A 17365-nucleotide genomic window follows, 5' to 3' on the forward strand; every position below is an offset into this window, starting at 1 on the left:
AATGGTTTGCCGTCGCCATGAGGTCACTGAACTATACGGAAAGTGCTAGGCTTAGCGAGGTCAAACTACTGATGAGAGTGAATGTAGTGGGTTCTGTATCTGGAGTTTTTTCTCGATCATTGTTAGTTGCAGCTTTGGCAGTATCTGCTGACGCACAGGTTTTGCCAGACGGTGAAGGCAAGGCGCTGGTAGAAAAGCTCTGCATTAGCTGCCACAGCACATCGCGAATAGTGAATTCCGCGGGTTTTGACTCAGCAGAGGAGTGGCGTGGGCTTATCGGGAGTATGATTGAGCTGGCGGATCCTCAGGCACACAGTATTTCTGAATACCTGGCGGCAAATTTTCCCGCGAAAGAAGAGCGAAAGCCTACACTTATCGATGGCCCCCTTGAGATCAATATTGAGGAGTGGATCGCGCCCACCCTCGGCCAGCGATCTAGAGACCCAGTTGAGGCTCCCGATGGAAGCATCTGGTGGACAGGGATGTGGGCAAGCCTCACCGGAAGACTAGATCCCGAGACGGGGGACATGCAGGAGTTCTATTTACCTCCGGCGGCACGTCCTCACAGCATTGTTCCAGATGATGCAGGGAACATTTGGTACACGGGGAATGGTAACGCAACGATAGGCAAGCTCGATCCACTGACGGGCCTGATAACGGAGTATCCGACAGAAGCGCGAGACCCTCATACCGCTGTATTCCACCCGAACGGGAACCTGTACTTCACCTCTCAACACGCGGGTATGCTGGGCCGCTTAAATCCGGCAACCGGGGCCTTGCAAGAAGTGAACACCCGTGCAAAACCCTATGGGATTAAAGTTGGGCCGGATGGGCGACTCTGGATCGCTCATAACGGAACCAATGCGATTGCGGTCATGGATCCCGACAGTATGGAGATTGAATATTTCGAGATTCCCGATGAGAAAACACGCATCCGTCGCCTCGACATCGCAAGCGATGGTCGAGTTTGGTATGTCAACTCATCGCTGGGGCGTATCGGTGTTCTTGATCCATCAACGGGTAATACACAGGAGTGGCCTTCCCCCAGTGGCCCCAAGTCGCATCCTTATGCCATAGCGATCATTGATGACGTTGTCTGGTACAACGAATCCGGTATGCGTCCTGACGCTTTAGTGCGTTTCGACCCTTCTACAGAAAGCTTTCAAAGCTGGGCTATACCGTCCGGAGTAGGCATAGTGCGCCACGTGTGGGTGACCCGTGAGGGGGAGTTGCTCATTCACCAGAGCAGCAGCAACCGCATTGGCCGGGTCACTATTGAGAGCGCTGATTAGCCGGCTTTTACAATCCCGAGAACTGGTCTACCCAAGAAGAAGCGTGGGAATACCTGACGAACGGAGAAGGTCGGCGGTTTTACTGCCAAACAGTAGCGTACGCAGGGGAGAATGGCTAAACGCGCCCATGATCAGTAGGTCGATGGAGTCATCGACCACGGCTTTCGCGATTACCACCTCTGCATCTCCTGGCTGAAGTCGTTTGCTTACGGTGTAACCCGCGTCTGTGAGGGTCTTCTGGGCCCAATCAAGCTTTTTAGAGCCATCAGAACTGACTTTGCCTGACATGAGCAAAAGTATAGGTAGGTCACGAAACAGAGCGCTACCCGCGATCATTTCCACACCGCGCCGCGTCACAGCACTACCATCGAAAGCGAACATGATGCGCTCTGGCTCGCGAAAGCCTTCCGTGACCGTGAGTATGGGTTTGTTGACAGCGCGAACTACGCGCTCAACATTTCTTCCCAGATCTCGCAGCGTGGACTCAGCAGATTCACCTCGACGACCTAGAACCATCAGTCGCACGCCATCTTCCTGCTCGTGGAGTGTTTCAACTAATTGTCCGTAGCGCTGGCGGGTATCTACCTGAGGTGCGCCAGCGTCGCCGGCACGCTCCCTTAACTTGTTAAGGAACAGACGGCCAGCCTCCCGCGCCGCACGAGTGCGTGCCTCATCTTCACTGGTCAGCTTTGTTAGCAATTGCTCCTGAGCATCAAAACCTATGGCGCCGCTATGGTCTTCACCGGAAGGAGGTGTTTGATGGGTGTCGATAACGTGTAGTAACTCCAAGGGTGCTTGAATACGTCGAGCTGCCCACGCAGCATAATCGGTCACGTATTCTGCAAAATGCGACTGATCGACGCAGGCTAAGATTTTTTCCTTGTCACTGATAGTCATAATTCTATTGCCCCATCAGCAGGTCATCAGAGCCGTCTTTGTCGTGTACCGCAAAGCGGTCCACCATGGTGGCGCTGGCTTCGTTCAGGCCAATTACTTCTACTTCTGTGCCTTCACGGCGAAACTTCAAAATCACTTTATCCAAAGCGCTAATCGCAGTGATGTCCCAAAAGTGGGCGCGGCTGACGTCGATACATACTCGCTCAATGACTTCCTGGTAATCGAAGGCAGCGATAAACCGATCGGCACTGGCAAAAAACACTTGTCCGAACACGCGGTAGGTCCGTGCTCTGCCATCGTCATCGACCATAGAGCGGAGATAAAGAATTTGTCCCACCTTGTGAGCGAAGAAGAATCCCGACAGTAGTACGCCTGTGAGAACACCTCGTGCGAGGTCATGGGTCGCAACGGTAACGGCAACCGTGGCGAGCATCACCACACTGGAACTGCGCGGGTGGTCTTTAAGATCGCGAATGGAGGACCAGCTGAAAGTTCCTATCGAGACCATGATCATCACAGCCACGAGCGCCGCCATGGGAATCTGACTCACCCAGGCATCGGCGAAGACCACCATGATCAAAAGGAAAACGCCCGCCACCAAGGTGGATAGTCGCCCACGACCGCCGGACTTCACGTTGATAACGGATTGCCCGATCATTGCGCAACCGGCCATGCCTCCGATGAATCCACTGGCAATGTTGGCAATCCCCTGACCGACACATTCTCGGTTCTTGTTGCTCTTCGTATCCGTGAGATCGTCGACGATGGTAGCGGTCATAAGGGATTCCAGGAGTCCCACCACCATGAGCGTCAGTGCGTAGGGGAAGATGATCCCGAGTGTTTCCCAGGTTAGAGGAACCTCCGGGAGTAAAAATATCGGCAGGCTATCCGGCAGTTCACCCATATCCCCGACCCGACGTATATCCAGGTCCAGCGCAACCGCAACCCCAGTCAGTACGATGATGGTAATCAGGGGGGAGGGCACAGCTCGAGTGATATAAGGCAAGCCGTAGATAATGCCTAGCCCGGCGGCGGTCATAGCGTAAACGTGCCAGGTTACGTCGATAAGTTCTGGCAGCTGGGCCATGAAAATGAGAATAGCAAGAGCGTTTACAAAGCCGGTAACCACGGACCGGGATACAAAGCGCATGAGACTCCCCAATCTCACCCAGCCAGCGATAATCTGGAGCACACCAGTCAATACCGTAGCGGCTAGCAGGTACTGCAAGCCATGTTCTTTGACGAGAACGACCATTACCAGAGCCATTGCCCCCGTGGCGGCCGATATCATCCCTGGACGCCCACCTGCAAAAGCGATCACGACCGCTATACAGAAAGAGGCGTAGAGCCCTACTTTAGGGTCGACACCGGCGATGATGGAGAAAGCGATGGCCTCAGGAATCAGTGCCAGCGCGACAACTAAACCTGCTAAAAGGTCGTTGCGTATATTGCCAAGCCAGTCCTGGCGGATGGTATCGAACACGGAAGGGGCTTCCTATGATTAGGTGAGTTCGTGGGCGGCGAAGGATACACAGTTCAACGAAGGACGCCACCCGGGCAGCATTTTCTCGTTAGAGCACGGTTGACGTCCAGTTTCGATTATCCGCCGCGGCGGAGCAGCAGAATAGCGCGGCGGTGAGGTTCTATTGGATTCGAGTTCTACGGAATAACCCGATACAGTGACGCAAACCCACATACAGTAGCTGTCGAGGTAGATACTGTGTCAGAAACCAAACGCATCGCGCTGCTCATAGATTGCGACAACGTCACTCCCAATGCGATTGAGGGGGTACTCGAAGAACTGGCAAAACACGGTACGGTCAATGTGCGCCACGCCCACGGTGACTGGAATAATCCGTCACTATCTGGTTGGGCTGAGAAGTTACACCCTCATGCCATTCGCCCGATGCAGCAATTTGCCTATACAAAGGGCAAGAACGCTACGGATTCGGCGATGATCATCGACGCTATGGATTTGCTCTACAGCGGCAACATTGATGCTTTTGCGCTGATGACCAGTGACAGTGACTTTACGCCGCTGGTGTTACGCATTCTCGAAAGTGGTTTCCCTGTTTATGGCTTTGGCCAGAAAAAGACGCCATCTCCCTTCGTGGATTCTTGCTCCCCTTTTATCTTTATCGAGAACCTTATCCCTTCGAAAAAGACTGGGGGGGAAACAGAGTCCCTGCCAGCACGGACGCCTAAAGCGCGCCTGCGACAAAACAGCGCCCTCGTGAAACTACTTCGTACGGCGGTCGATCAGACGGCAGATGATGATGGCTGGGCCGATATGTCTCGGATGGGGAGTTATATTTCTAATAACAACGCGTCCTTTTCGTCAGTGAACTACGGTTATCGACGTCTTAGTGATTTGATCAAGGCGACTGATCTATTTCAGATCGACCGGCAGAACAATCGAATGCTGATCCGGGATCCAAAGAGCTAGAGCATGCCCTCGCCGCGATGCGATGCTTTAAACCGGGACCCTATTTGTAGATATCAAGTTGAGGTTTGTTGCCATGGCTGAAATACCTTTTTGGGAGTCTGTTGCGCCGAAAGATATGAGTCGAGCCCAATGGGAGTCCCTCTGCGACGGTTGTGCGAGGTGTTGCCTGCACAAACTAGAGGATGCCTACGGTGGCGGGATTTATTACACCGAAGTGGCTTGTCATCTTCTCGATGAGACGAGCTGTCAGTGCACACGCTACGAAACCCGCCAGGAGATCGTTCCCGACTGCGTTGTCCTTACACCGGATCAGCGTGAAAACCTTGCCTGGCTTCCTGATACTTGCGCTTACCGCTTGGTGGACGCTGGAAAGCCTCTTCCGGAGTGGCATCCTTTAGTAACGGGCGACACTCAGTCCGTGCACTTAGCGGGCATGTCTGTGCGCGGGCGTACGGTTAGCGAGAACGACGTCGAGGAAGAAGACTTCGAAGAACACATCATTCGTTGGGTTACCAGTAGCCGGCCTGATCCAGAATCCTAGTTCGGGAGTCGCCGGCTCAGGGCCTGCTGTGAAGCTTCAGTTTTGCCTTATTGATAACGCTCAAACCATCCGAGAATGTGACTGATTTTGTCGATTAGTTGGCTCGGTCTCTTCGCTATGAAGTGCGACGCTCCCGGGAGTTCTACCAATGTGGTCGGGACCTTTCGGTACTTCAGAGCGTGATATAGCTGTTTCGCCTGCGATGGCGGTGTCCGAAGGTCGTCCAGACCTACCATCACCAATGTTGGCGTATTCACGTTGCCCACCAGAGATATGGGGGAGAACTTGAGATAGTCATTGGGGTTGGTCCATGGCGTGCCCGGGATTCGTGTGTGGTAGTAGTTGTACCAGTTATCCGCATTTAGGGTTTTGCTGTACCAGTTCATCACTGGCTTGATGGCTGCTGCGGCACGGAAGCGATCGGTTTTCCCAATAATCCAGGCCGTCATGATTCCGCCAGCAGAGCCCCCGGTCACGTAGAGCTGCTCCGGATCAATAAATCCCTCGGCTATCATCGCGTCCACGCCACTCATAGTGTCGTCGTAATCCTGCCCCGGATAGTTGTGGTACAGAAGATTGGCAAATTCCTCACCATAGCTCGTACTGCCTCGGGCATTGGGATAAAAAACCACATAGCCGGCGGCGGCAAATAGCTGCATTTCAGGGGAGAAACGTTCCCCGTAGTTCAGAATCGGCCCGCCATGGTTCTCTACTAGAAGCGGATACTTTTTTGTGGGGTCAAAGTTTGGAGGAAGCACCATCCAGCCTTGGATATCCCGCTGGTCGTAGGAACTCTTCCACCAGATTTCACGAGTCTCGCCCAGGTTCCGCTGATCAAGAAGGTCGGCATTGAGTCGGGTGATCAGCGACAATTTGTTCCGCTTGTAAATGGCGATGTCTGCCGGGTACTCGGGGCGGGTATGCGTGTAGGCCACAACACCTGAGTCAGAGACACTGAAGGAGCCGCCCGCGTAGGGCCGTCCAATGCTTGTGCCACCGAGGTTGTCTGCGAGGTTTTTCATTTTGTCTTTGAGGCTTACGAAGGCAACTTTAGTGCGCCCCTTATCGTCGTACTGGAAGTACAGCCCCGAACTGTCAGCGGCCCATGCGATAGCTTTTACACTTCGATCAAGGTCTCCAAGGAGCTCTCGCATGCTGGAACCATCCGGATTAGCAATCCGTAAACGGGTAACTTGAAAAGCCTGTTTCTTGTCCGTGGCACCGAGCCACGCGAGATGCTTGCCGTCGGGAGACAGCGTCGGATGACGATCAGGGCCATCACTCGTGGTTACCGGGACTGTCTCACCGGTTTTTAGAGTGACGCGATAAAGCTCCGTGTTTCGATAGTCGTATTGCCAGTCTGGCGAACGGTTACCCGATACCGTGATCGAGCCGCTGTCTGCTCCCCAGCTCGGCTCCCGGTGATGAAAGTCCCCTTGAGTAACCTGCCTGGCTGTTCCCCCATCTGCGGGGACTACGAACACATGACTAAAGGCGGCCTCTAAATAACCACTACCGTCTCGTTCGTGATACATCCGATCAGTCAGCCTGGGTTTTGCAGCCCAATTGGCGCCCTCAGGCATGGTCGGGCGGCTTGCGATCGTGGGTGCTTCAGATTTTACGTCCATAACAAAGGCAAGCTCCTTGCCGTCAGGACTCCATTGGATGTCCTTGGGTGTACCCGGGAGCCGGCTCACTCGTGCGCTTTGACCGTCCGCAAGCCAGTGGACATAAATCTCCGAACCTTCGCCTTCTCCAGCGGTTCGTACATAAGCGATGCGTGCACCATCGGGTGACCACACGGCGCTGGCTTCGTTACCTTCGAAGCTGCTGAGCTTACGCTGCGCCTGCGAATCCACATCTATCAGCCACAAGTCACCACGGCGCCGGTCCTGCATGATGTCAAAGCCCATACGGCGGTAAACAACCTGCTCCCCATCGGGCGAAATTTGCGGGTTAAGCGCCCACTCAATTTCAAAAATATCCAAAGCTTGGAAGCTTTGTAGATTTTGCGAATCCTGTGCGATGGATGCCTGCGACGACATGAGCGAGCATAAGGCGGCGACAAAGAAGGTGCGGGATTGCTCGCGTAAAGATCCCCGCGTAAGCGTTGGCGTTGACAGAGGCATGAAAGATTCTCCTGGAGTTATGCCGCTGATGCTATCACCACTCATGAAAATTGCGATGGCGTGCTAGAATTGCGCGCCATTTTTAACTCACAACAGTAACAAGCCATGCCCTCCGTGACAGATGATCTACGTATTCAGAAAACCAACGAACTGGTATCTCCCGAGTCTTTGGTTAACGATATTCCCCTAAGCGACGAGGCTGCTCAGACCGTCGCCGGCGCTCGTGCAGCGATCTCAGCTATTTTGGGTGGCGCAGACGATCGCCTGCTGGTTGTGGTAGGCCCCTGTTCGATACACGACCCCAACGCTGCGAGAGACTATGCCCAAAGCTTGAGAGAAGCGGCGAAGACGCATAGTGCAGACCTCCAGATCGTGATGCGCGTGTATTTTGAGAAGCCTCGTACAACGGTCGGTTGGAAGGGGCTCATTAATGATCCGGACCTCAATGATACGTTTCAGATCAATAAGGGCCTGCACTTGGCCCGGGAGCTGTTGCGGGATCTCGCCGAGATGGGGCTTCCCGCAGGCACGGAGTACCTTGATCTCATCAGTCCTCAATATGTTGCTGACCTCGTGTCCTGGGGTGCTATTGGTGCCCGCACCACGGAAAGTCAGACTCATCGGGAGCTTGCTTCAGGGTTGTCCTGCCCTGTGGGCTTTAAGAACGCCACGGATGGTGATGTGCAGGTGGCTATCGATGCAATCAACTCGGCTTCTCAGCCGCATCGCTTTTTGTCTGTCACAAAGCAGGGGCACTCGGCGATTTTTCAGACAACGGGTAACGAGGACTGCCACATCATTCTTCGTGGGGGTAAGCATCCGAACTACGACATGTTTTCCGTGGACGATGCTAGCGCGATGTTAAGCAAGGCGGGGCTGCCAGCGCGCATCATGATCGATGCCAGCCACGCGAATAGCCGCAAGATTCCCGCCAGACAATTCGATGTGGCCATGGACGTAGCGAACCAGGTCGCCCGTGGCAGCCGCAGTATTTTCGGCATTATGATCGAGAGTAACCTTGTGGAAGGGCGACAGAATGTAGTGCCTGGCCAAGCTCTGGTTTACGGACAAAGTATCACCGATGCCTGCATCGACTGGTCAGCAACAGAGAGCGTGCTAAATGGCTTGGCCGAGGCAGTGCAGCAAAGGCGCGCTCTCGGCTGATAACACCAATATCTGAGCATCTAAAAAGGGTAGTCATGAATAATAAGATGACCGAAGAACAGGCGAGAGAGTACTGGAAACGTAATCTCTTGTTGATGGTGAAGCTACTCGCGGTTTGGTTTGTCGTCAGTTTCGGCTGCGGCATCATGTTCGTAGACCTGCTCAACCAGATTCAAATTGGAGGGTACAAACTCGGGTTTTGGTTTGCACAGCAGGGATCAATTTACGTTTTCGTTGTGTTGATTTTTGTCTATCGCTCGCGCATGGACGCTCTCGACCGCGAATTTGGCGTCGAAGAAGACTAGGGAGCGTAGTCATGCAGCTCCAGACTCTAACCTACATCGTAGTAGGCATAAGCTTCGCAATATACATCGGTATTGCTATCTGGGCCCGCGCCGGTTCTACCAAAGATTTTTACGTGGCTGGCGGCGGCGTGCACCCGATTTCGAATGGCATGGCTACAGCAGCGGACTGGATGTCGGCCGCTTCGTTCATCTCCATGGCGGGACTTATAGCCTTTATGGGTTATGGCGGCTCCGTATTCCTCATGGGCTGGACTGGTGGTTTTGTCATTCTAGCGATGTTGCTCGCTCCGTATCTGCGTAAATATGGGAAATTCACGGTGCCGGAGTTCATTGGCGATCGCTATTACTCCCGTACCGCGAGGTTTGTCGCAGTGGTATGCCTGATTATCTGCTCAGTGACCTACGTGATTGGGCAGATGAAAGGCATCGGCGTGGCCTTTTCTCGTTTTCTCGAAGTTGACTACGGCACGGGGTTGTCAGTAGGTATGGGAATCGTTTTCTTTTACGCGGTGCTGGGTGGGATGAAGGGAATTACCTACACGCAGATAGCTCAGTACTGTGTCTTGATCCTGGCATACACCATACCGGCTATTTTTATCAGCCTTCAGTTAACGGGTAACCCTATTCCTCAATTAGGTCTGGGCGGTACTTTGTTGGGCACAGATACCTTTTTATTGGACCGCCTTGATCAACTGGTTCTGGAGCTTGGGTTTAAGGAATATACGACCGACGTGCGTATCTCGGGGATCAATATGTTTGCGTACACCGCTTCGCTCATGTTTGGTACCGCTGGTCTACCGCACGTAATCATCCGATTCTTCACCGTCCCTAAGGTGCGTGATGCTCGATCCTCGGCCGGATGGGCTCTGATTTTCATTGCGATTTTGTACACGACGGCACCTGCGGTCGCAGCGATGGCACGTCTCAATCTTATGCAAACCATCGAGCCCGCGTCCGGGGATTATCTGTCTTACGAAGCGCGTCCACAGTGGTTTATGAACTGGGAGAAGACCGGCTTGCTCGCCTTCGAAGATAAAAATAGTGACGGGCTTATGCAGTACTCGGCTGATGACGCGAGGAACGAACTCGTGAAAGTCGATCAGGACATAATCGTGTTAGCAAATCCGGAGATTGCTCAGCTTCCCAACTGGGTGATTGCCTTGGTGGCTGCCGGTGGTTTGGCGGCAGCGTTGTCGACCGCTGCAGGTCTTCTGTTGGCGATAGCGTCCGCTATATCTCATGATTTGTTGAAGGGGATATTCGCGCCAAACATTAGCGAAAAACAGGAGCTCAGGGCGAGTCGAGTAGCAATGGCCGTTGCCATTGGCGGTGCCGGTTACCTAGGCTTTAACCCTCCAGATTTTGCCGCAGGGACCGTTGCTCTTGCCTTTGGGTTGGCTGCGTCCTCTATTTTTCCTGCTTTGATGATGGGTATTTTTAGCGAGCGAGTGACTAAAGAAGGTGCCATCGCTGGTATGTTAGCTGGTATTGGCATTACGCTTTTTTACGTGTTCCAACATAAGGGGATCATGTTTATCGCGTCGACTGCCTTTCTGGGTGACACATCACCGAACTGGTTTTTTGGAATCGAGCCCAATGCTTTTGGCGTTGTTGGAGCTGTTGTTAACTTTGCCGTTGCGATCGCTGTGTCGACTATTACGGCGCCACCTCCGGTGGAGGTAACGGATATGGTCGAGAGTATTCGTGTGCCCGCAGGGGCAGAGGCGGCGATTGACCACTGAGTCGGCAAGTTTTTGTAGACTTTGATTGTCCTGTAATTCCAAGAGATAGAAATGTTTACAAACAAGCACGTTGTAGTAGCGCTAGTAGTTGCACCTGTACTATCGATTATGGCTTGGTTTGCGGTAGGGAGTTTTACGAGCGAGCCGGCGGAGCCCGCGAAGCCCGGGGTGGCGTATCCGTTGGTGGAGAAGAGCAACTGTCGCTACGCGAGCGGAGTGTGTCATCTTGAGAATAAGGACGTTCGTCTCACTCTAAGCATCGAAGAGTCGACGGGGCTTTCGTTGCAGCTTGCGGCATCCCACGCTGTGGAGGCCGTCCTCATGTCGATCTCACATCCGAAAACCGATCCCGGTCCCAGACCAATGCAGCCTGCAGATGCCGAAGGTTTGAAATGGCGCCTACCCCTGAGTAATGTTCCCGAAGCGAGCGCCCGAATTCGCGTAGTTATATCGATTAAGGGCAGCACATACTTTGCTGACGCATCCACGCTCTTTTTACAGTAATAAGATCGACGTTATCTGAGGGTTCGCCCAACGGTAGAAGCGTCTGAACTATCGCTCGAATGCTTCGATGCAGCGTAAGAGTACGCCTATTCGTTTAAGGTTTGCCGGCAAGCTCCATAGTGCGCTTTGGATTGATAAGCCGAATAGTACGGGTGCTAATGTCTTTCTCTTCGGCACCTTCGATGATCACTGTCTTTAGCTCTTCGACAGTCAGTTCCGGATGAAGCGCCAGCAGCTTTCCTGCCAGATTCATTACCTGCGGAGACGCCATAGATGTTCCGTTATAGGGGATACGATTGCCGCCCGGCACGTAGCTCTCCACCTCATAGCCGTTTCCATAAACATCGACTTTTCCGAGACTGGTAAAGCTGGTTTCGTCGCCGGCGCTGTCCACGGCGCCCACTGTTAACAAGTTAGGGTATTCGTAGCTGCTGGGATAGAACTCATCAAAGCGCACATCGTTGTCAGAGTTTCCTGAGGAGGTTACAAACAGTATGTTGTCTGATTCGCTGATCGCTTTCCTCAGGGCACGATCACCTATCTCAAAGATCTCTCTCGCGATGGCTTTACGCTCTTCCGGCGTTTCGCCGGCTGCGTTAGCCTCCAGTGCCGCTTCGATGCCTCGCAGGGAACCACCCCAGCTCATATTGACTACACGAACACCTTGCTCTCGGAAGTACTCTGCGGTTTCAAGAAACATTGCGGCCCCACGATGGGCGGCCGCTAGGGTGGGGCGCTCAGGGATAGTCTCGTGCCCGTAGGTCATGCGCGTGACTAACAGTTGAGCAAAAGGATTGCCTTCCGCGGCAATGCCGGCCACATGTGTTCCATGGGAGTAGTTGCCGTAAATGGATAGAGACTCAAGGAACTCTTGTACGTCGTCTTGGGGCAGGCTCGCCAGCTGCTGCCGTACCGCTGTCGCTTCTTCACTATCGACATTGAATTGGATGTCACCCATGCCCTTTATGAGTAGCTGCAGTTCGTTTTCATCCTGCGGGAAGTCTCCGATAGGGTAGAGAATGTCCGGCGTTTTATTGGCATCCAGGTCGTAGGCTATGCCGTGCACATCATCGACGTAGCCGTTGTCGTCATCGTCGATTCCGTTGTCAGGTATCTCTTTCTCGTTGGTCCAGAGTTGGCCGGTCTTTCGGAAGATTTCAGTATCCATGCCGCTATCCCATACCGCGAGGACTACCGGTGACACAGCCTCGCTCGCATCCAGAACCACTTGCCGCGCCGACCAAATATCGGTTTTTTCAACCTGGTTTGAAGCGATGGTGTAGCTCAAAACCGTGTTAATGGCGTCCGAAACGTCGAGGAAGTGATCCAGTGTAAAGCTTGCGCCGACGAGGGAGGAGGCGATGTCATAACTTATCTCTCCACCATTTCGGTCTACGACGGGCTGGTAGTTTGATTCGAGGCTACCCATAAGTAATGCTCTACTGAGTATCTCTGTACGGCCTTTGAGGCTCTTCAGGTTGGCTTCGACAGTCTTGTAGGGAAGGGCTGTGACCATGTTTTGAAAAGTTTCAGCGAACGCTTCTTCCGATGGAGACCCGTTTAACTCAGTTTGAGCGACTGCGGAACCCGCAAGCCCCATGGTCAAACGGTTTGCTTCTTTGCTTTCAAGCGCCTTCCGTTTCTCGAGATAGTCGAGATACGTCTGCCAGTCGCTCTCCAATAACGCGACACTGCCCAGTAATCCGTAGAACTGCTGCACGGTATTGTCGTCTTGAATGTCGTAGGTACTCAAATCCGCGTTGGTGTCCGCGGCTATCTGCCGTGCCAGCGCCAACAACTTGTCGCGGTTTTCTTCGTCGTACAGTGCGGTTACCGGAACGTCGATTGTGTAGCTGTGACGCGGCAAGTCATCTCTTACTTCGATGACGGGGCGCTCTGATCCTTGTGCGCTCGCAGAGCTCGACAGTGCTAGGCCATTCACAGAGGCGAGCAGCAAGCCAGTGAGTAAAACAGCACCCTTTTTCTTGATCACGATGAATCCTTCGAAGTTAAAGCTTGGCTTCTATCACTAGGTTCTTCACCGTACAAGAACGCCGGTGGCGACTATCGATGAGGCGAGGGTCCCCTGCGTTAAATGGCGGGAATCCGCAGAGCTACGAACTTAGTTTAGTCCCCAATCCTTATCACCCCACAAGGCATTTACACGTTTGTCTCGGCCACAGCTGGATCGGTAGTACTTGTAGCGAAGAGGGTTTTTCTCAGCGTAGTCCTGATGATATTCCTCGACAGGCCAAAAACGTCCGGCAGGGAGGATAACCGTGGCAACAGAATCTTTGGGGAACAGTGCGTCTACCTCTGCGCGAGTTCTCTCGGCGGCTTGTCGTTCTTCGTCGTTGCCGACAAATACGGCTGTTTTGTAGCTAAAGCCGCGATCGCAGAACTGTCCACCCGCATCCAGAGGATCGACGGTTCGCCAGAAGTGGACCAGTAACTCTTCATAGTTGATCTGTTCACTGTCGTAAGTGACTTGTGCCGCTTCGTAGTGACCTTCGTGGTTGCCTCGGTAGGTGGGGTTTTGCAGTGTGCCACCCGTAAAACCTGAGACTACGTCTAAGACGCCGTCCAATTTCGCGAAGTCAGACTCTACGCACCAAAAGCACCCGCCGGCAAAGCTCGCCGTTCGCTCCTCAGCCTGGGCAGCGATTCCTTGCATCATCGTGACAGTGAAGCCTGCGATGGCAAGTAGAGGGGTGAGTTTTTTTAACAACGGCGATTGCGCGGTGTGATGAGGCATGAGTTTTCTCCAATTAACTACCTCTTTGGCAGTGGAGAGGGGAATAGGTTCCCGTCTCCACTACTTTGTTCAGGCTGCGTCCAACAATCTAGCGCGGGCAGCGGCGTATTCCACTCTTAAGCGCTCAACCAATGCGGCCGTGGAGCCGACACTCTTCACGGCGCCGATGCCCTGGCCACAGCCCCAAATGTTCTTCCAGGCTTTTGCGTCAGTGTTGCCGCCCGAGCCGAAGTCCATCGCAGAGGGATCGCTTTCCGGAAGGTTGTTTGGATCCAGACCAGCCGCCTCGACAGATGGCGCGAGATAGTTTCCGTGAACTCCCGTGAATAGGTTGCTGTAGATAATGTCTGAAGAGTTGTAATCCACGATGGCCTGCTTATAGGACTCCTCTGCATTCGCCTCTTCCGTGGCGATAAAAGCGGAGCCGATGTAGCCAAGGTCTGCCCCCATCGCTTGCGCACTTAGGATTGCATCGCCATTCGCGATGGAACCAGAAAGCAGAAGAGGACCCTCAAACCACTCGCGAATTTCTTGTACTAAAGCAAAGGGCGAGAGAGTACCCGCATGTCCGCCAGCGCCAGCTGCCACGGCGATAAGCCCGTCGGCGCCTTTTTCAATCGCCTTCTTTGCAAATCGATTATTGATAATGTCATGGAGAACGATACCGCCATAAGAATGAATGGCATCGTTAACAAACTCTTTTGCGCCCAGGGACGTGATTACCACGGGGGCCTTGTACTTCACACACATCTCAAGGTCTTCCTGAAGACGATTGTTCGACCCGTGCACGATAAGGTTGACGGCGTATGGCGCCGAGGGGGCTTCAGGGTTTGCTTCATCGTATTCAGCAAGCTCAGTTGTTATCCGGTCCAGCCATCGATCCAGCTCTTCCAGAGGGCGAGCGTTCAGAGAAGGGAATGAGCCGACGATGCCGGCTTTGCACTGCTCAATAACCAGGTCGGGATTAGAAATGATAAACAACGGGGCTGCGACAGCTGGGAGACGCAGACGAGAAGAGAGTGTTTCTGGCAATGCCATGAGAGGCTCCTTTAGACAAAAATCGAGATCGTGGAAAAGCGTCGCGCAGATTAAGGTAAGTCGACCGCGTATGCAACATTTTGCATAAGGCATCGGTTGGGTGCACAATCACGCATCCGCTACTTTTACCAAGGAGACCCCATGGCGCTGCGTTACGCGATTATGACTGCGCTGATTGAAGACGAGCTATCGGGTTACGATCTTGCGGGTTCCTTCGACAAGTCTTTAGGCTTTTTCTGGCATGCCTCCCACCAGCAGATCTACCGCGAGCTTGGGAAACTCAGTGAGCTCGCTTGGGTTACACGACGCACCGAAAGCCAAACAGGCCGTCCCGACAGAATTCTTTATGCCTTGACCGACTTGGGTCGCGACGCCCTTGATCAATGGGTGCTCACCAAGGACCGCATGCGTTTGCAAGAGACCAAAGATGAGCTCTACATCAAGCTCTATAACTTGTCGGAAACAAACATCGAGTACCTTCGCACTCGGTTACTTGAACGCCGCGACGCCATGATGAAACGTCTGTACTTGTATGAGCGTATCAGGCGTCGGCACTACGATGATCCTAAGTCACTGCCTCTTCGCCGAAAGGGTGTATATCTTGCGTTGATTGGCGGCATCAATGGCGGCAAACAATATTTGTCCTGGTGTGATGAAGCCCTTGAGCTCTTGGCTGATGCAGATGTTAGCGCTGGTGCTTGATGTGTTGGCAAAAAGAACGTGAAAGAGCATGCTAAAGAACCCGAAGTAACAGTCTCTTCCCCAGATACTGCATAATGCGATTCCGGTTTCCGGCGACGATCCGCACCTCACAGAGCTCGGTATGTACTACCAGTATTTTGGTCTAAGCGAAGCGCCTTTCTCCATCGCGGTTAATCCGCGATATTTGTACATGAGTCCTCGACATCGTGACGCGCTGGCGCACCTGCTCTATGGCGTGGGAGCGGGTGGGGGCTTTATTCTGCTCACCGGCGAAGTAGGTACGGGTAAAACAACGATCAACCGCTGCCTCATCGAGCAATTGCCGGACAATGCGGATATCGCGATTGTTCTCAACCCGGCGCTTGATTCAATAGACATGCTGGCCACGGTATGTGAAGAGCTGGGTATAAACTTTGATAGTGCTTCCCCGGGTCTTAAAGATCTTACCGACGCTCTTCATGGATTTCTTCTCGAAAATCACGGAAAAGGTCGTAAGACTGTGCTGATGATAGACGAGGCGCAGCATTTAAGCTTCGACGTGCTCGAGCAGATTCGTCTACTCACCAACCTGGAGACAAGCGACGAGAAGCTACTGCATATTATTCTCATCGGACAGCCAGAGTTGGCTGCAAAACTTGCCAGGCCAGAACTACGTCAGCTGAATCAGCGAATAACTGCCCGCTTTGACCTGCAGCCTCTCACCGCCGATGAAACTGCCGCTTACATCCGGCATCGCCTGCACGTTGGCGGCATGCCAGCGGGACGCGAGCTGTTTCCTTTGGCGTTGGTGCGGGCGATTCACAAAGAAAGCCGCGGCATACCCAGACTCATCAATCTGCTCTGCGATCGCATGCTCCTTGGTGCCTACGGTCGAGATAGCGAGCGCCTCGATCGAGGGCTTCTGAACCAGGCGGTTAAAGAAGTGCTCGGGAGTAATGGAGCGGAGTCTGCTGCCCGCGGGAATCAGACCCCACTTTGGCTCATGTCAGCAGCGGCGCTTTTTACTGTGGGAATGGTCCTTTGGTGGTTGCTGGGTATGCAAAGCCCCATGGAACGCGTAGCCCATACCAGTGAGCTTGCTGTTGGGAACGCAGAGCCGCCTGGCGCGCCCGCAGACAGTATGAATGCTCGAGGCGACGCAATAGTGGTGGAGACGGAGGAGTCAACCGTTGCCGAGGTCGGTGCTTGGTGGATGTCTCCTTTGGAAGGGGCGCAAGCCCTCGGTTCTCTCTATGGCACTCGTCAGCCGATGCTCGCGAACCCCTGCGCTACGTCCTTAAGTAATCTGCGCTGCGAGCAGCGCCAGATGGAGAGTTGGAATCAAATGCTTGCAGAGGGTCGCCCGGCACTCTTGGGGCTTTTGGATGAGCGGCGCTTTGAGGGAAGGGCGCTGCTGTTGGGCATCGAAGGTGATAAGGCGCTGTTAGGTACGGCGACGGGATCGCAAGAGGTTCCACTGGAGTTGCTGGCGCCTCTATGGACCGGCACTGTATGGCAGCTCTGGCGCCCCTCTATGGCTGTTACGCGCACTTTGGAGCTCGGAGATAGCGGGGATGACGTAGGTCGCGTGGCCATGCTGTTCGCGCGGCTTGATGGGCAAGCACGGCCTTTGACGGACTCGTTGTTTGATAGCCGTCTTGAGTCTCGAGTGAAGCTGTTTCAGCAGCAACGCGGTCTTCGCGCAGATGGGGTTCTAGGGGAGAACACACTCCGCGCCTTGTCCCTGGCCGTGGGAGACGATCTTGGCTTTTCCGAGGCCCGAGCCTGGGCTAGAGCAAGAACTCAGACGGAGTCGGCGAGCTCATGACGGGGGAGGTGCATAGCGCGGTTTCACTGAAGGGTGTCTATCG

Annotated in this window: 15 protein-coding genes; 9 read left to right on the forward strand and 6 right to left on the reverse strand. The window is 53.7% G+C overall.

What is annotated here, in order from left to right; translation table 11 throughout:
- Positions 1–71: 71 nt before the first annotated feature.
- Complete coding sequence (locus tag AB8B76_RS02575; protein WP_405269847.1) at positions 72–1292, forward strand: cytochrome C; 1221 nt, start codon at positions 72–74, stop codon at positions 1290–1292.
- 27 nt (positions 1293–1319) lie between these two features.
- Here AB8B76_RS02575 and AB8B76_RS02580 read toward each other — a convergent pair whose 3' ends face one another.
- Together AB8B76_RS02580 and AB8B76_RS02585 are read right to left on the reverse strand one after the other, a co-directional pair.
- Positions 1320–2189: a universal stress protein gene (locus AB8B76_RS02580; protein ID WP_405269849.1), complete on the reverse strand. Its 870-nt coding sequence runs from the start codon at positions 2187–2189 to the stop codon at positions 1320–1322.
- A 4-nt stretch (positions 2190–2193) separates the two neighbouring features.
- A complete protein-coding gene (locus AB8B76_RS02585; protein ID WP_405269852.1) occupies positions 2194–3672 on the reverse strand; it encodes a SulP family inorganic anion transporter in 1479 nt (492 codons plus the stop codon).
- Positions 3673–3909: 237 nt separating this feature from the next.
- Between AB8B76_RS02585 and AB8B76_RS02590 the strand changes: the two genes are divergently transcribed.
- Positions 3910–4635, forward strand: a complete 726-nt coding sequence (locus AB8B76_RS02590; RefSeq protein ID WP_405269855.1) for an NYN domain-containing protein — start codon at positions 3910–3912, stop codon at positions 4633–4635.
- 73 nt (positions 4636–4708) lie between these two features.
- Complete coding sequence (locus AB8B76_RS02595) at positions 4709–5176, forward strand: YcgN family cysteine cluster protein (protein ID WP_405269858.1); 468 nt, start codon at positions 4709–4711, stop codon at positions 5174–5176.
- Between the two features lie 47 nt (positions 5177–5223).
- Here the strand turns inward: AB8B76_RS02595 and AB8B76_RS02600 are convergent, their stop codons facing one another.
- The gene (locus AB8B76_RS02600) at positions 5224–7305 is read right to left on the reverse strand and encodes a S9 family peptidase (protein ID WP_405269861.1); all 2082 of its coding nucleotides are present in this window, start codon (positions 7303–7305) and stop codon (positions 5224–5226) included.
- Between the two features lie 105 nt (positions 7306–7410).
- Between AB8B76_RS02600 and AB8B76_RS02605 the strand changes: the two genes are divergently transcribed.
- Genes AB8B76_RS02605 through AB8B76_RS02620 form a run of 4 tightly spaced genes read left to right on the forward strand, consistent with a single transcriptional unit; the run spans position 7411 to position 11020 of the window.
- Positions 7411–8469 carry a 3-deoxy-7-phosphoheptulonate synthase gene (locus tag AB8B76_RS02605; protein ID WP_405269863.1) on the forward strand — a complete coding sequence of 353 codons (1059 nt, stop codon included), beginning with the start codon at positions 7411–7413 and terminating at the stop codon, positions 8467–8469.
- 35 nt (positions 8470–8504) lie between these two features.
- Positions 8505–8774 carry a DUF4212 domain-containing protein gene (locus tag AB8B76_RS02610; RefSeq protein ID WP_405269866.1) on the forward strand — a complete coding sequence of 90 codons (270 nt, stop codon included), beginning with the start codon at positions 8505–8507 and terminating at the stop codon, positions 8772–8774.
- Positions 8775–8785: 11 nt separating this feature from the next.
- On the forward strand, positions 8786–10516 hold the full coding sequence (locus tag AB8B76_RS02615) for a sodium:solute symporter family protein (protein WP_405269869.1): 1731 nt from the start codon (positions 8786–8788) through the stop codon (positions 10514–10516).
- 51 nt (positions 10517–10567) lie between these two features.
- Entirely contained in the window at positions 10568–11020 is a 453-nt protein-coding gene (locus AB8B76_RS02620; protein ID WP_405269871.1) for a hypothetical protein, read from the forward strand.
- A gap of 94 nt (positions 11021–11114) precedes the next feature.
- Here the strand turns inward: AB8B76_RS02620 and AB8B76_RS02625 are convergent, their stop codons facing one another.
- The 3 genes from AB8B76_RS02625 to AB8B76_RS02635 form a co-directional block, all read right to left on the reverse strand.
- On the reverse strand, positions 11115–13013 hold the full coding sequence (locus tag AB8B76_RS02625) for a S8 family serine peptidase (RefSeq protein ID WP_405269874.1): 1899 nt from the start codon (positions 13011–13013) through the stop codon (positions 11115–11117).
- Positions 13014–13142: 129 nt separating this feature from the next.
- Positions 13143–13775, reverse strand: coding sequence for a peptide-methionine (S)-S-oxide reductase MsrA (gene msrA, locus AB8B76_RS02630; protein WP_405269877.1), 633 nt, complete (start codon positions 13773–13775; stop codon positions 13143–13145).
- Positions 13776–13844: 69 nt separating this feature from the next.
- Positions 13845–14813, reverse strand: a complete 969-nt coding sequence (locus AB8B76_RS02635; protein ID WP_405269880.1) for an NAD(P)H-dependent flavin oxidoreductase — start codon at positions 14811–14813, stop codon at positions 13845–13847.
- A gap of 141 nt (positions 14814–14954) precedes the next feature.
- Here AB8B76_RS02635 and AB8B76_RS02640 point away from each other — a divergent pair, with 141 nt between their 5' ends.
- Together AB8B76_RS02640 and AB8B76_RS02645 are read left to right on the forward strand one after the other, a co-directional pair.
- Positions 14955–15515: a PadR family transcriptional regulator gene (locus tag AB8B76_RS02640; protein WP_405269883.1), complete on the forward strand. Its 561-nt coding sequence runs from the start codon at positions 14955–14957 to the stop codon at positions 15513–15515.
- Positions 15516–15636: 121 nt separating this feature from the next.
- Complete coding sequence (locus AB8B76_RS02645) at positions 15637–17322, forward strand: AAA family ATPase (protein ID WP_405269886.1); 1686 nt, start codon at positions 15637–15639, stop codon at positions 17320–17322.
- Positions 17323–17365: the final 43 nt, after the last annotated feature.

Source organism: Congregibacter sp., assembly GCF_045107095.1.
Lineage (GTDB): Bacteria > Pseudomonadota > Gammaproteobacteria > Pseudomonadales > Halieaceae > Congregibacter.

Excerpts from the sequence above, each read along its gene's own strand:
- AB8B76_RS02575 (WP_405269847.1), top strand. The coding sequence starts at position 72 with ATGAGAGTGAATGTAGTGGGTTCTGTATCTGGAGTTTTTTCTCGATCA.
- AB8B76_RS02580 (WP_405269849.1), bottom strand. The coding sequence starts at position 2,189 with ATGACTATCAGTGACAAGGAAAAAATCTTAGCCTGCGTCGATCAGTCG.
- AB8B76_RS02595 (WP_405269858.1), top strand. The coding sequence starts at position 4,709 with ATGGCTGAAATACCTTTTTGGGAGTCTGTTGCGCCGAAAGATATGAGT.
- AB8B76_RS02600 (WP_405269861.1), bottom strand. The coding sequence starts at position 7,305 with ATGCCTCTGTCAACGCCAACGCTTACGCGGGGATCTTTACGCGAGCAA.
- AB8B76_RS02605 (WP_405269863.1), top strand. The coding sequence starts at position 7,411 with ATGCCCTCCGTGACAGATGATCTACGTATTCAGAAAACCAACGAACTG.
- AB8B76_RS02610 (WP_405269866.1), top strand. The coding sequence starts at position 8,505 with ATGAATAATAAGATGACCGAAGAACAGGCGAGAGAGTACTGGAAACGT.
- AB8B76_RS02615 (WP_405269869.1), top strand. The coding sequence starts at position 8,786 with ATGCAGCTCCAGACTCTAACCTACATCGTAGTAGGCATAAGCTTCGCA.
- AB8B76_RS02620 (WP_405269871.1), top strand. The coding sequence starts at position 10,568 with ATGTTTACAAACAAGCACGTTGTAGTAGCGCTAGTAGTTGCACCTGTA.
- msrA (WP_405269877.1), bottom strand. The coding sequence starts at position 13,775 with ATGCCTCATCACACCGCGCAATCGCCGTTGTTAAAAAAACTCACCCCT.
- AB8B76_RS02635 (WP_405269880.1), bottom strand. The coding sequence starts at position 14,813 with ATGGCATTGCCAGAAACACTCTCTTCTCGTCTGCGTCTCCCAGCTGTC.
- AB8B76_RS02640 (WP_405269883.1), top strand. The coding sequence starts at position 14,955 with ATGGCGCTGCGTTACGCGATTATGACTGCGCTGATTGAAGACGAGCTA.
- AB8B76_RS02645 (WP_405269886.1), top strand. The coding sequence starts at position 15,637 with ATGTACTACCAGTATTTTGGTCTAAGCGAAGCGCCTTTCTCCATCGCG.